General features: G+C 70.8%; 6 protein-coding genes, 1 tRNA gene and 1 pseudogene. 7 read left to right on the top strand and 1 reads right to left on the bottom strand.

Annotation, left to right across the window (positions count from 1 at the left end):
• Positions 1–19: 19 nt before the first annotated feature.
• Both ACPCK6_RS21095 and ACPCK6_RS21090 read left to right on the top strand, forming a co-directional pair.
• Positions 20–4,495 carry a PDDEXK-like endonuclease domain-containing protein gene (locus ACPCK6_RS21095; RefSeq protein ID WP_423481979.1) on the top strand — a complete coding sequence of 1,492 codons (4,476 nt, stop codon included), beginning with the start codon at positions 20–22 and terminating at the stop codon, positions 4,493–4,495.
• Positions 4,492–5,325 carry a hypothetical protein gene (locus ACPCK6_RS21090; RefSeq protein WP_423481978.1) on the top strand — a complete coding sequence of 278 codons (834 nt, stop codon included), beginning with the start codon at positions 4,492–4,494 and terminating at the stop codon, positions 5,323–5,325. Before ACPCK6_RS21095 ends, ACPCK6_RS21090 begins: the two co-directional genes overlap by 4 nt.
• 387 nt (positions 5,326–5,712) lie before the next feature.
• Here the strand turns inward: ACPCK6_RS21090 and ACPCK6_RS21085 are convergent.
• A tRNA-Leu gene (locus tag ACPCK6_RS21085) sits at positions 5,713–5,796 on the bottom strand.
• Positions 5,797–5,921: 125 nt separating this feature from the next.
• On the opposite strand from ACPCK6_RS21085, the pseudogene ACPCK6_RS21080 reads away from it, so the two are divergent.
• The 5 genes and pseudogenes from ACPCK6_RS21080 to ACPCK6_RS21060 all read left to right on the top strand — a co-directional run.
• Positions 5,922–6,170: pseudogene (locus tag ACPCK6_RS21080) on the top strand (hypothetical protein); the annotation flags it as partial.
• A gap of 2,640 nt (positions 6,171–8,810) precedes the next feature.
• On the top strand, positions 8,811–9,653 hold the full coding sequence (locus ACPCK6_RS21075) for a hypothetical protein (RefSeq protein ID WP_423481999.1): 843 nt from the start codon (positions 8,811–8,813) through the stop codon (positions 9,651–9,653).
• Positions 9,654–9,859: 206 nt separating this feature from the next.
• Entirely contained in the window at positions 9,860–12,424 is a 2,565-nt protein-coding gene (locus tag ACPCK6_RS21070; protein ID WP_423481998.1) for a fibronectin type III domain-containing protein, read from the top strand.
• 21 nt (positions 12,425–12,445) lie between these two features.
• Entirely contained in the window at positions 12,446–13,441 is a 996-nt protein-coding gene (locus ACPCK6_RS21065) for an AAA family ATPase (protein WP_423481977.1), read from the top strand.
• 2 nt (positions 13,442–13,443) lie between these two features.
• Positions 13,444–14,547 (top strand): DUF58 domain-containing protein (locus ACPCK6_RS21060; protein WP_423481976.1); only part of this gene is annotated, 1,104 nt, incomplete at its 3' end.

The raw sequence follows: 14,547 nt of genomic DNA, 5'->3' as shown, positions 1-14,547 counted from the left end.
ACAGGGGGTGCATGCGAGCGTGACTCTCAGTCAGATTGCGATCGAGAAAACGACGAAGCTGGTCGAGTTTCTCGCGGAGGTGACGGCCGCAGTCGAGCGGGATCCAGTGTGCGACATTCTGGAGGACCCGGACGCGCCTGATCCAGTCATTTGGCTCGACACCCTGCCGCGCGGCGTTCAGTGGATTGCTAGCCCCGCAGATGACATGATCATGCGACTGCGCCCGTCTCGACCACCGCCCGAGCCGGCGCCACCGGAGTTGCTGCACGAGTGGATCGACATGGACTCCATGGGCGGGTTCGCTGGTTCCTTGCCACGCCTGCTGGACGCCCACCCGCACAGCGACGACAGTCCCGGGCCGCCGGCGCGGATCGTACGCGCCTTCGACGCTTGGGTTGAGCAGTGGCAGGCATGGTCCAACGAGGCTCGGCGCCTGCACGCTGTCGGGCGGTTGTACGAGCAGCTTGAGCGCGCTGCCAAGACCATCGAGCAGCAGGACGACGAGTACGAGTTCGTTCTCGGGGTCGGCCTGATTCGGTGGACAGCGCCGGACGGCACCCGTTTTCGTCGTCACGTCATGGCCGAGGGTGTGGTCGTTCGACTGGACAGAGCGACGGCCGAGGTGTCTGTGTCGATGGGGACAGGACGTCGAAGGATCGAAGATCGGGAAATTTTTGACGATCAGGAGCTGTTCCGGAGTGAGCGTGGGAGATATCGCCGGCAGGAGATCGTCGACGGAGACCTTCCATGGCCAGCCTTGCTGCCTCCGATCGTCGGCCTCCTCGAGGAATGCCTGGATACGGAGCTGCACCAGGAGGACCATCCCGTAGTGGCGGGTGACGAGTTGCCGAGCGTCCCAGTGGTCAGCTTGTCGCCGGCGCTGTTGGTACGTCGGCGCAGTCGGGTGCTCCTTGCCGAGGCTTACCAGCACATCCGAGAGGCGCTACGACAACCTGACGCAGAGGTTCCCGTCGCGCTTGCCCAGCTCGTGGTGGATACCGAGCCCGAGCAGCGTAACGGGTGGCTGAGGAGCCAGGGCGCTGTCAACGGCGACGTGCTCGGTAGCGACCCTCTCTTTCCCCTGCCGACGAACGATGAGCAAATGCATGTCATCGAGCTGCTTCGCTCCGAGACGGGGGTCGTGGTTCAGGGGCCGCCGGGCACCGGCAAGACGCACACGATCGCGAATTTGGCGTCGGCGCTGTTGGCGCGCGGGCAGCGGGTGCTCGTCACGAGCCAGAAGGATCAGGCGCTGCGCGAGCTTCGCGAGAAGGTACCAGCATCTTTGCGTGATCTCTGCGTACTGATGACCGACGGCAGAAACGCCGCTACCGAGGTCGGCTTCGGTCTTGACGCCCTGTCGCACCTGACCGCATACGCCGATACGGAGGAACTGACCAAGCAGGTTGAGGCGCTTCGCGGTGAACGGCACAAGTTACGGTCGCGATCCGCCTACCTCAACCACCGCATTCAACATCTACGTGAGGCGGAGTTCATCGCGCACGACCCGGTCGCTCCCTGGTTCAGCACCGAACTCTACCGGGGATCACTTGGTCAGATCGCACGCCACGTCAAGGGCAACGCAGAGCAGTTCGACTGGATGCCGCCAGCCGTCCCCAGGCTGCCCGACAGGCCACCCATGACGACAGCGGAAGCCACCGAACTGGTGCACCTGCTACGAACGACGAACCCAGCTCGACGCGCCCGCCTCACTCAAGTGATCCCTGACTTGTCAGACCTACCTAAGCCGGCCGTGCTCGCCGAGGCGATCGATGCCGAACTCGACGCCACGGCCGCCGTCCAGGAACACACCAACGTGTGGGCGCCCCGTTTGGCGGCTGCCGGTGAGGACATGCTGAGGGACCTGGACCTGCTCGGGCAGCGCTTCACCGCCATCGCGGAGCGGCTCGGATTGGACGCGGACTCAGGGTCGTCGCCGCACTGGGTGGCACGTGCCATCGCAGATCACTTCTCAGGACGGCGGCAGTCCCTGTGGCGGCACGTGGCCGAGGTCGCCGGCCGCGCCGAGCGCCTTCAGGCCAAGCTTCGGGCGCACACACTAGGTGCGGAAGTGCGTTTCACAAACGCTGGTGAGCTCGACCTGGGGCAAGCCCGCCATATGCTCGCCGTGGGCCGCGAACTCCGCACTCACCTCACGAGTCTGACCTGTCGCACGCTTCTCGCCGTCCAACCTGCACGCATCAGGGCCACCGCACTGATCAGCGGCATACGCGTCGATGGAAGGCCGCCGACCACGCTGCCTCTGCTAGACGCCGCGCTTGATCACCTTGAAGTCCACATCGAAACCACCCAACTCCTGCGGCTGTGGGCCGACGTCGGAGTAGTTGTCACGCCTGGCCGTGTGACCGCAACCTTGTCCGAGCTGCAAGATTCGCACCGCCTCCTTTTGGACGTCCGACAGCTCGCCGCCGTCCACACCGCCATCCGCGACCACCTGGAAGCCGCCGGTCTGCCGGCCAGGTTATCCACCATTGACGACGTCAGCGCGGTGATCTCATCGACCGCAGCCGCCCGCCATCACATCCGCCTGCAAGCAGCACAGGCCGCCGTAGCTGGACACCGTGACGCGGTCCGAAGGCACCTGACGCGCGAGGATTCGTGCCGCGAGGTTGAACTCGTCATCGCCGCGATCGACCAGCGATCCCTCGAAGGATACCGCCAGGCAATCGCTGCACTGGACACTGCCCGCCACGAGCAGCAGGCCGAGCGGCGCCGCCTCAGACTCACGCAGCTACTGGACAGTGCGCATCCGCAACTGCTTCACCTGCTGCAAGACAGCTGCGTCGATCCTCGCTGGGACGCCCGTATGCGGGATCTGCCTGCGGCGTGGGCCTGGTACCACGCGGACCATTTCGTGCGGACACGGCGCACTGCCGGCACGGAGCAAGAGGTCAGACGGGACTACGACGACGTCGAAATACACCTTGCCCAGGTCACCGAGCAACTGGCAGCGGCCGAAGCAACCCGGGCGCTCGTCAACCGCATGACTGACGCCGACATGCGGGCCCTCCGCAGCTTCCGCGGGTTCCGCAAGCAGATCGGGGCCGGCGGCGGCCGCAAGGTTCGCGAACTGCGTCAGGCAGCGCAGGCGGCGATGGGCAAAGCACAGGGCATCGTGCCTGCATGGGTAATCCCTCTGCCGAGCCTGCTGGAGAATCTGACCGTCAAACGCAATGCCTTCGATGTTGTCATCGTTGATGAGGGGAGTCAGGTTGGGCTGGAACACCTGTTTCTCTTATGGCTGGCACCAAGGATCATCGTTGTCGGCGACGACCAGCAATGCACCCCGGCGCCCAATCGGATGGGCAGGACCTTCGACGAACACTTCCGAGCCCTTTCGGAGCACCTGGGAGAACTAGATCCCGAAATCCGGTACCATTTCACCCCCAAGGCCCACCTGTACGGTCTCCTCTCGGCGCGATCCGGAAAGGACGCCGTCGTCCGCTTACGAGAACACTTCCGATGCATGCCCGAAATCATCAACTGGTCGAAGGAGCAGTTCTACCGCGGGGCCAGCGAGATCATTCCTTTGCGCGAGAGGAAAGCTACCGATCTGGAGCCGCTGCGCGTCTGCCACGTCGAGGGCACCTACCAGGAGGGATCTGCACAGGCAATCCGCAACCCGGTGGAGGCGAAACGCATCGTCTCGCAACTGCTTGAATGCTTGAACGATCCCCAGTATGCGGGCAAAACGTTCGGCGTCATCGTGCTTCACGGACACGGACAGATCAAACTCCTTGACCACGAGATCAACACGGCCGTCGCACCGGAAGTCCGCGCCGCCCGCCAGGTCAGCGTCGGCTCGGCGCCCACCTTCCAAGGAGCAGAGCGCGACGTCATCTTCCTGTCCACCGTCGTCACTGCGGCGCCCCGACGTGTCGGCGAGAACCTCTACCAGAACTACAACGTCGCCGCTAGCCGCGCCCGCGACCAACTGTGGCTGTTCACCTCCGTGCCGCCCAAGGACTACAAACCCGACGACCTGCGCGCTTCCCTGATCGGCTACATGATGAACCCGCCGTCCGTGTTCGGACCATCGCCAGACCTCAAGAGCGTCAGCGCCGACCGCCGGTGCCCTCCGTTCGAATCCCTGCTGGAACAGCGCGTGTTCCGAATCCTCAAACGTCGCGGCTACCACGTGGTGCCCCAGTTCAAGGTCGGATCGCGCACGCTTGACCTCGTGGTCGTCGGAAGCGGCGGCAGGCTCGCGGTGGAATGCGACGGCCACCGCTGGCACACCCGACCGACGGACGTCGTCTCCGATGGGCGTCGCGACCGAGAACTCTTCCGCATGGGCTGGGAAGTCATCCGCATTCGGGAAAGTGAGTTCGAGCTCGACGCCCACAAGGAGTTAGCGACCCTGTTCGCCCGGCTCACCGAACGTGGGATCTTCCCGCGGAGCGCGTCGGACACCCCTGCCGACGCGTGGGAGCCGATCGAGTTGCCCTTCGCGCATGAGGAGCAGAACCTGTGACAACTGATCCCATCAACAACGGCAACGAGGTCACTGTCGAACTCGACAGCAAAGTCCTCGACCGACTCGCGGACCTCATCTGCGGCGACGACAGCACCCCCTACTATCGGACCGGCCGGCAGATCACCGCCCTGTTCGAGGCCGCAGGCTGGCGCCGCGTAGGCGAGGTGACCGGCGGGCGCCGCGAGTGGGTCCTTCACACGTTGCGTCGCCGCCGCGAACCTGACGGGCTTCGCCGACTGCTGCTCCGCCTCGCCGACCCCCGCGAGTATCTCGACGACGACGAAGCCCGGCGCCACCTCGTCGACGACCTCAACGCCCTACTCGCCGTGGAGGGCTATCAGATCCGCTACGCGGCGGGCCGTCCCGAACTCGTCACACAGACTCCGATGATGACGCGACCTACCATGCAGGTGCCGCTGGAACTCACTGCGAGCCTCGCCAACATCCTGAAAGACCCGGACTTCGGCCGCCACCTCACCGCCCGACTCAACGAAGCCCACCTCTGCTGGCAATCCGGTGCCTGCACCGCCGCCGTCGTCATGCTCGGAAGCCTGCTCGAAGGCGTCCTCTATGACGTGGCGCTCGCTCACCACACCGGTGACCAGCGCCTCAACGATCACCTGGAGTCGCTGATCAACTTGGCCGCCGAAAAACGGTGGGTCGCTCAAGACGTGATCGACTACGCCCACGTACTGCGCAACCACCGCAACCTGGTACACCCGAAGAAGCAGATTAAGCAGCACTACTCGCCCGACGACGACACTGTCCGGATCGCCTGGAACGTCGTCGTAGCCGCACTGAACGACCTCGAACAGTTGAAGGCATAGGCGCTGTTTCAACCGGGGTCCGACGGCCTGACAGCGTCGGTGAACAAGACAGCTGCCCCATACGTTTGCGTGGGAGCGTCGCCGTGTAGTCGTCGCTTGGTGTACTTCACCACGGCAGGCTACTCCTGGCAGCAGCCCTGGCACGGGCTCACGGACGACCTCGCACCGGGCGACAGAAGACCCTCTACGTCCGAGAAGACCACATCATCGCGCGACTCGCCGACCATGCGCGCCTCCCCAGCGGGATCCAGACTCCACACGACCTGGTCACACTCCTACACAGAAGGAAGATCACCATCGTCTGCGACCAGGAACACTGCACACCAACCACGGAAAGATCCGCGCAGGTCAACCTGCGCGGATCATGATCGATATGTGGTAATGATGTGTCCGAGGGGGGACTTGAACCCCCACGCCCTATACGGGCACTAGCACCTCAAGCTAGCGCGTCTGCCATTCCGCCACCCGGACCTGCACGTGCCAGCCTACCCGGTCGACCAATGTGAGCTACTCACCGCATCGGTCGGCCTGGCGGGCCGCACGGGGCATTACTGTACACGGCCCAGAACGATCATGCACATCAGCTCCAGCGCGGCATGTTCGCGCAGGTCAACGGCCACAACGATCGGGTGGGTAGCGCGCAACAGGCGATTCCGGGCAGCATTGCTCACGTGTCCCACCCCTCCCCGTTGATCGCCACTCAACACCAGGCCCTCGCGCTACGCGCCGCGGGTGATCTGACAAGCGCCCGCCGCCTGCTCGCCGACGCGATCATCGCGGCCCGCCCGGCGTACGGCGAGGACCACCAGGACGTCCTGGCCACCGGACACCTGCTGGCCCGGCTGCACCGCGAGGCCGACGACCCGGCCGCCGCCCGGCGCGTACTCGAAGAGGCCTACGCGGCCGGCGAGCGCCGCCGCGGCGAGGCCGACCCGCTGATGCTCGCGCTCAGCTTCGACCTCGCCGGGGTGTCCGAGGAGCTGGGCAACCGGCACGAGGCCCGCCGCAACTACAGCCGGGTGGCGACCACCGGGTCCGCCGTGCTCGGCCCGGACCACCCCGCGGTACGCGCAGCCCGCCAGTACCTCGGCGGCTCCGCCGCCGCTCCCGCAGGCTATGGCCCCTCCCCCGGCGGCTCCGCCGCCGCTGCCGCACCGCACCCCGCTCCGCCCCTGCCCGGCTACCCGAGTCCGGGCCGCCCCGGGCACTCCCATCCGTCAGTGCCCGGACATGCCGATCCGGCATTGCCGGGGAACCTCGGCCCGGTCCGGCCCGGCCAACCCGGTCCCGCCTCCGCCGGGTACCCCGGGCACGGAGTGTCCGAGCCCACCGTCTCGCTGCGGCCTGTCCCACCGCCGCACCCGCACGCCCCGGCACCGCCCCGGCCCGTCGCCCCGGGTGCGCCCGCAGCGAATCCGCCGGTACCCGGCTCACAGTGGGCTCCCCGCCCGGGCCCGGCACCGCATGGGCCCCACACCGGGCAGCCACCTCAGTCCGCGCCGATCACTCCTCCGCCCCCGGCGGCGCCTGCCCCGCACCAGCCTCCCGGCGCCGGGCCGAACGGGCCCACGAGTCCGTGGGCGCCGCCCTCGCCGGCTGTCTCAGAGGCGACGACGCGGTTCGCGCCGATCACGGAAGAGGCCACCTCCCGGTTCCCGGTGGTGCCAGTCGAAACCACCGCACCAGCGGCACCGCCGTCTGCCGGGGCCGCCCCGCAGACTCCCGGCGTCCGCCCGGTGCCCCCGGCCCACGGTGTCACCCCGGTTCCGCCGGCTCAGGGCGTGACCACGGTTCCACCGGCGCCAGGTGCCACCCCGCTTCCGCCCGGAACCTACGGTCGACCGGCCGTCACTCCGGGCGTGACGCCGGTGCCGCCCCGCGCCCCTGCGAGGCCAGCGGTGCCTCCGATGCCGGGCCCGGCGTCCTCGGCCGCCGGAGCGCATGTCGCGCCCGTCTCAGCGCCGTCCGTCCCCGCACGTCCGGTCCCGCCAGCGCCGAGCGTGGCCGGTACGCCTCCAGTCCCGCCACCACCGGCGCCGAGCGTGGCCGGTACGCCTCCAGTCCCGCCACCACCGGCGCCGAGCGTGGCCGGCGCGCCTCCGGTCCCTCCTCCGCCGGTACCTGGCACCGCTGGGAGACCGCTACCGTCCCCGCAGACAGCCGGCACCGTCGGCGCCCCGCCGCAGACGCCGGGCAAGGCGAGTAGGCCGCTGCCGCCCTCACAGATGCCCGGGACAGTCGGCGCGTATCCGCTACCGCCTCCGCCGGTCATCCCGCCCCCGCCCGCAACGCCGGTCGTCGAGACACCGCCCTCCACCGGAGGCATCCCGCCGGCGCCGCGCGTCCCGTCGCCGGAGCGCGATGTCCTGCCACCACCGCCGGCCGTTCCGGTCGTCCCGCCGGTCACCGCACCGGGGTCGACCCCGGCCACCCCGCCACCGGCCACCACTGCGGGCTCGACGGTGCTGCCGACGCCGGCTTCCCGGCCGGTGGCGGAATCCGCAGCGGCCACTGCCACCCCGGCGGCACCCACCTCGGCCCCCGTGATGCCCGGATCGGCGCCGACCCAGCGGGCGACGCCGACGACCGGGTCCGTCCCCGCTCCCCCACGCCCCGATACGAACCGGGCGGCGGATACGGACCGGGCGGCGGATACGGATCCGGCCGATACCGGAACGGGCGGGCCCAGCGCCCCTACCGTGCCGCCCGTCCCCGGTGGACCGGGCTGGGACAAGCCGACGATCCAGGTGCAGCAGATCGGCCCGCTGCTGGAAGAGGAGGCGGAACGCACCGCCGCAAAGGCAGCGCGCGACGCTTCGGCGAAGCCCGCAGCGACCGCCTCCACCGGCGAACCCCCGGTCAGCGGACCACCGGCGAGCACGTCGGGTACGAGTGGCGGCGGCTCGGGTGGTGCACCGGTCACCGACGCCACCGCAAGTGTGAAGCAGCCGGGCACCGCGTCGGTAGGTGCGTCGGGCACCCTCGGCACGCCCGCCGCCGGTGCGCCTCCGGCAGGCCGAACACCGCTGCCCGCCGCACCCCCCATCAGCCCACCGCCCACCAGCGCCGCGCCCGTCAACCCAGCACCCGTCAGCGCACCGCCGGTCAGCGCACCGCCCGTCGGATCACCCTCGACGTCGCCGGTCAGCGCACCGCCCACGCACCCGGTCAGCGGCCCTCCTGGACAGCCGGTCAGCGGGGTTCCGGTGAGCGGTTACCCGCCACCAGTAAGCGGCCCGCCCGCCGCAGCGGTCAGTGCCGCGCCGGTCAGCGCCGCACCAGCAGTGGGCTACCCGCCACCGACCGGCGGACCCGCACCCGCCTATCCGCCGCCGATCAGCGCGCCACCCGCACCCGGCTACCCGTCGCTGACCGCCGCGCCACCCGCACCACCCGTCAGCGGTCCTCCGGGGCCGCCGATCAGCGACCCACCCGGACCCGGCTACCCGCCGCCGGTCAGTGCGCCGCCCGCCGGACACCCACCGGTGAGCGCTCCCCCCGGCACCTATCCACCGCCGGTCAGCGGACCACCCGCGGCACCGGTCAGCGCGGCACCCGTCAGCGGCTCCTCCGTACCGCCGTGGGGCATGGTCGCGCCGCCGTGGAGCAGCGCCGCCCCGTCCCAGCCGGTCGACCGGCCCACCGCCCCGGAGCCGGACGAGGACGAGCCGGCACCCGCCGAGACGGCAAGCGAACCGGAGCAGGACGCGCCGGAGCCGAACCGGCAGATGACGATCTACGAGGATCTGCTGGACTTCCCCGAGTCCACGCGACCGGAGCCACCGGCCCAGCCGGAGCAGAGCGCCTGGCCGGCGACCCCGCCGATGTTCCACCAGCCGCCGCCGGTCCAGCCGCAGGACGCGTACCCGATGGAGCCGGAGCGGCCGGGCCGCAACCGGACGGTGCTGGCCCTGGTGGTCGGGGGTGCGGTGCTCGCGGTGGTGGCGGCGGTCGGTGTCGGCGTGGTGTTGCTGAACCGGGAGGCGGCGCCGCCGCCGGCTCCGGTGCCCGCGTCCGGCGCCGCGTCGCCGAAGGTGGCCGGGCCGCCGCCGGGGGACCTGAAGCTGCGCGACGACACCACCACCGTGACGGTGACCTGGACCGATCCGACGAACGGCGGGGTGCCGTTCGTGGTGGCGGGTGGCCGGGCCGGGCAGAAGCTCGGGGTGATGGCGACTGTGGACGCCGGGCAGACCCGCTACACGGTGAACGGGCTGAGCGCGAAGCTGGACTACTGCTTCACGGTGCTGGCTGTCTACTCGACCGATTCGTACGCCACCTCGGGTCAGGTCTGCACGGACCGGGAGGGCGGCCCCACGCCGAACTGAGCGTCCACGGACGACACGCTCGGTGTCCACAGGAGGACGGTGCGGGTTTCACCGGCTCCGGGCGGCACCTATGATGGCTCCCGGCTCTGGGGAGGGTCGGCCGTGCTCGGCGTCTCTCCCCCACCGACACGGGGAGGCAGCCGGCAGTGACCACCATCGAGGACGTCACGGGCACCGGGCCGGAGCAGGCTCGTCCACGGTCGCGGATGCGGGGCGGGCTGGTCACCATCGGCACGGTGGCCGCGCTGCTGGCCGCGATGGGCCTGACGGTGCTCGGGCTGGGCGCGGCCGACAACGCGGTGGCGAGCTTCGACGCGTCGTCCTGGTTGTGGAGCACCACCCGCAGCGAGCTGGCCCGGGTCAACGGCGTCACCGCGCGGGTGGACACCCGGATGGAGGTGCCGGGTGGGCGGCGGCACCAGATGCAGGTGGCGCAGACCGACCGGCTGCTGATCCTGCGCGACCTCAACACCGGGCAGGTCAGCTCGCTGGACCTGGCGACGTTGCAGATCACCGCGACCACGCCGACCGCGCCGGGGTTCGGGGTGAGCGTGGCGCTGCACGAGGACGCGGCGTTCGTGGTGGACGCGGTGCAGGGCATCGTCCGGCAGCTCGACCCGCGGGCGCTGACGCCGGTGGGTGAGCCGGTGCGCTACCCGCCGGGCATCACCGGTGGCACGTTCGACGGCGCCGGCAAGCTGTGGATCGCGGTGCCGAGCGAGGGCACCGTCTCGGCGGTGACCGCCGCCGAGCTGCCGGAGACGCCGGGTGACGCGCCGCCGGCCGGGCTCAGCCCGAAGCGGGTCGAGACGTACGACGTGGCCGAGCCGGCGCACGAGCTGGTGGTGTCCGCGCTGGACGAGGGTGTCGCGGTGCTGGACCGGACCTCGGCGTCGCTGGTGACTGTGGTCGGCGGGCAGACGCAGCGGGCGAAGCTGAGCATGAGCGCGCCGGGGAACCTGCCGACGCGTACCAGCGGGCCGCAGGTGCCGGTCACGGTCCCCGGTGACCGGTCGGTGCACGTGGTGCGGGACAGCCGCGAGGTGAAGCGGTTCACGGTGCCCGGCTCCGGTGCCCGGCTGAGCCCGGCGGTGGCGTGGGCGGGCCGGTTCTACTGCGCCGACGAGACCACCGGCACGGTGTACGCCTTCGACGGCGAGGGGCAGCTCGTGCAGACCGTGAAGGGCTCCGGCCGGCCCGGCCCGGTCGAGCTGGAGGTGCGCGAGAACCACCTGTTCATCAACCCGCCGGACTCGTCCACCGCGCAGGTGGTCGACGACCGCAACCAGGTACGTGAGGTCGACAAGTACGCCAACGACGTGCTGGGCGGTGACCCGCCGCCGGTGGCTCCGCCGCCGCCCCCGCCGAAGAAGCCGAAGGTGTCCAAGCCGGGTGCGCCGAAGTCGGTCACCGCCGCCGCCGGTGACGCGTCGGCGCGGGTGAGCTGGCAGGCCGCCGCGTCCAACGGCGCCGAGATCATCCGGTACGTGGTGGAGGGCGCCGGTCAGACCCACCAGGTCGGCGCGAACCAGCGCTCGTTGGAGATCACCGGTCTGACAAACGGTGAGACGTACACGTTCTCGGTGCACGCGGTGAACGCCAAGGGTGAGGGGCCGGCGCGGCGCAGCAACCCGGTGGTGCCGACCGCCGAGGTGCCGGACCCGCCGGCGTCGGTGACCGCCGAGGCGCGGCCGGACGGCACGGTGCGGGTGAGCTGGCCCGAGGCCGACGGCCAGGGCAACACGATCGCGAGGTACGCGGTGACGGCGACCTCGGCGGGTGCGAGCGCCCCGGCCGGTGAGTCGGCGAAGACGGAGCTGGTGGTGCCGGCCGGGCAACTGGAGTACGGCACCCAGTACGCGTTCACCGTGACAGCGGTGAGCGAGAAGGGCGCCGGGTCGAAGGCGTCGCCGGTGAGCAACACGGTGGTGCCGTTCACCGTGCCGAAGGCACCGACCGAGCTGCGCGCGTCCACAGTCGCCGACCAGCCGGGCACGATCGCGGTGCAGTGGTCCCCGGCGGTGGACAACGGCCGGCCGGTGACGAAGTACGTGGTGGAGGCGGCCGGGAAGTCCGTCGAGGTGACAGACGTGCAGGCCACTGTGGGCGGCCTGGGCGACGGGCAGAACGTGACGGTGAAGGTCAAGGCCGTGAACGAGGCCGGGCCGGGACCGGAGGCGAGCACCACCGCGCGGACGGTGGCCGAGCCCCGGATCACGGTGACCGGCTCGTCGGCGGACGCCACGTCGGTGACTGTGACGTTCACTGTGGACGCGGGCGGCGGGCGCGCCTCCTGCACGGCGGCGACCGGCGGGAAGACGGCGAGCGGAAGCTGTTCCAGCCTGCGGGTGACCGGGCTGACGCCGGGTACCGCGTACACGGTGACGCTGACCGCGTCCAACGCCGCTGGTAAGGGCACCGCTTCGCGCGCGCAGACCACCGACCCGGTGTACGGCGTCGCCACCTGCAAGAACGGTCCGGACGGCGACCAGCGGACGTACTGCGACAAGGACGTGCCGGGCCGCAACGGCAACGAGATCTTCGAGGTGCCGAGGCAGGACAACGACCGGCAGGCCGGTTGGGTGCCGGACGGCCACCGGCTGCGCACGTACTGCAAGGTGAAGGGCGAGGACGTGGACGCCTGGATCTACAACAACAACAAGCAGAGCACCTGGTGGGTCCAGGTGGACTACAAGGGCAAGACGTACATCCCGTGGGCCTGGCTCAACCTGGAGGGCGGCGACGACCTCGGCGTCCTGCCTGCCTGCTGACCGCACCCGAGAGGCGCATCCGTGAACACGCACGAACCGCTCAGCCAGCCGGAGGTGCAGGGCTTCGCCGCCCTGGCCGCCCGGCTGGCCGACAACGTCAACGCGGTCGTGCTGGGCAAGCCGCAGGTGGTGCGGCTGGCGCTGACCGCCCTGTTCGCGCAGGGGCACGTGTTGCTGGAGGACGTACCGGGCGTCGGCAAGACCACGCTGGCGCGGGCGATCGCGGCGACGGTGAAGGGGCAGTGGCGGCGCATCCAGTTCACGCCGGACCTGCTCCCCTCCGACGTGTCGGGGGTGACCATCTTCAACCAGGCCAGCCGGGGCTTCGAGTTCCACCCGGGGCCGGTGTTCGCCAACATCGTGATCGCCGACGAGATCAACAGGGCGTCGCCGAAGACCCAGTCGGCGCTGCTGGAGGTGATGGAGGAGCGGACGGTCACGGTGGACGGCGTCCGGCATCCGGTGCCGCAGCCGTTCCTGGTCGTGGCCACGCAGAACCCGGTGGAGATGGACGGCACGTACCGGCTGCCGGAGGCCCAGCTCGACCGGTTCCTGGTGAAGCTGTCGGTCGGCTACCCGGACGAGGCGGTCGAGGTGGAGGTGCTGCGCGGCGCCACGGTCCGCTCCCCCGACTCGCTGACCTCCGTCACCGACACCGCCACCGTGGGCGAGATGGTGAAGATGGCCCGGCGGGTGCACATCGCCGAGCCGCTCTACGCGTACGCGGTGCGGCTCGCGGCGGCGACGCGTACCCATCCGCAGGTGCGGGTCGGGGTGAGCCCGCGTGGGGTGATCGCGCTGACCCGGGCGGCGTGCGCGTACGCGCTCATCGACGGCCGGGGCTGGATCATGCCGGAGGACCTGAAGGCGCTCGTCGAGCCGGTGTTCGCGCACCGGCTGCTGCTCACCCCTGATGCGCAGGTGCGGGGTGTCACGCCCGCCGAGGTGCTGCGCCAGGCTGTGGCGTCGGTGCCGGTGCCGCTGCCGTCGGGCCAGGCCACAGCGGTGCACGGCTGAGCGTGGGGATCACCGCCCGTGGCATCGGGCTGCTCGTCGCCGCCCTGGTGCTGCTCGGCGTGGGGTTCCGCTACGCGTACCCGGAACTGACGGTGCTCGGCGCGGCGGCCGCGGTGGCGGTCGGCTACGCGGTGGTGAACGCGGCCTGGCGGACCCGGCTGAGCGTGGAACGACGGGCCGACCCGGACCGGGTGGCCCGTGGTGAGCCGGCGGCGATGGAGCTGACGGTGCGCAACACCGGCCGGCTGCGGGCGGCGAACCTGGTGGCCGAGGACCGCTGCGCCGGCGCGCTGGTGCCGGTGCCGCTGCTGCGGTTGCGTCCGGGCGCGGACACGGTGGTGCGCTACGACGTGCCGACGCATCGCCGTGGGGTGGTGCCGGTGGGGCCGCTGCGGGTGGTGCGCCGGGATCCGCTGGGGCTGGTGGCGTTGGCGCGCGGCTACGGCGGCACGGTGCCGGTGTGGGTGCATCCGCGCATCCACCCGCTGTCCGCGGTGCCCACCGGTGCCGGGCGCAGCCTGGACGGGCGTACCGACAGCGTGCCGCACGGGTCGATCACGTTCGACTCGCTGCGGGAGTACGTGGTGGGTGACGAGTTACGCCGCGTGCACTGGCGCACCAGTGCCCGGGTGGGTGAGCTGATGGTGCGGGAGAACGTGGACACCAGCCTGCCGCGCCTGGTGGTGGTGCTGGACAACCGGGCGTCGGCGCATCCGGACCGGGCCGGCGGTGTCGCGGAGTCGTTCGAGTCGGCGTGCGAGGCGGCCGCGTCGGTGGTGGCCGCGGCGGTGCGGGAGGACCTGCCGGTGCACCTGCTGCTCGTCGTACCGGCCGAGGTGGAACCCGCGGGCGCGGCCGGGCCGCTGGACCGGCTCGCCGCGGTGGAGCTGGCGGACGCGGGGCCGGACGTGCTGCCCGCCGCGACCGGGCGGCTGCGCCGGGACCGGCTCGGCGACACGCTCCTCTTCCTGACCGGGCCGGGCGGCCGCGACGGCCTGGGGCACGTCGGCGCGCTGCGCGGCGCGTACCCGTCGGTGGTGGTCGGGATGTTCGGCGCGGACGGGCCGACGGCGGCCGGCGCGGCGGGCCTCACGGTCCTGGACGCG

The organism is Micromonospora sp. AB353 (assembly GCF_049538395.1).
Classification (GTDB): domain Bacteria; phylum Actinomycetota; class Actinomycetes; order Mycobacteriales; family Micromonosporaceae; genus Micromonospora; species Micromonospora aurantiaca.
Note: the sequence above shows the minus strand (reverse complement) of the source record. Positions and strands in the feature narration are given on the sequence as shown.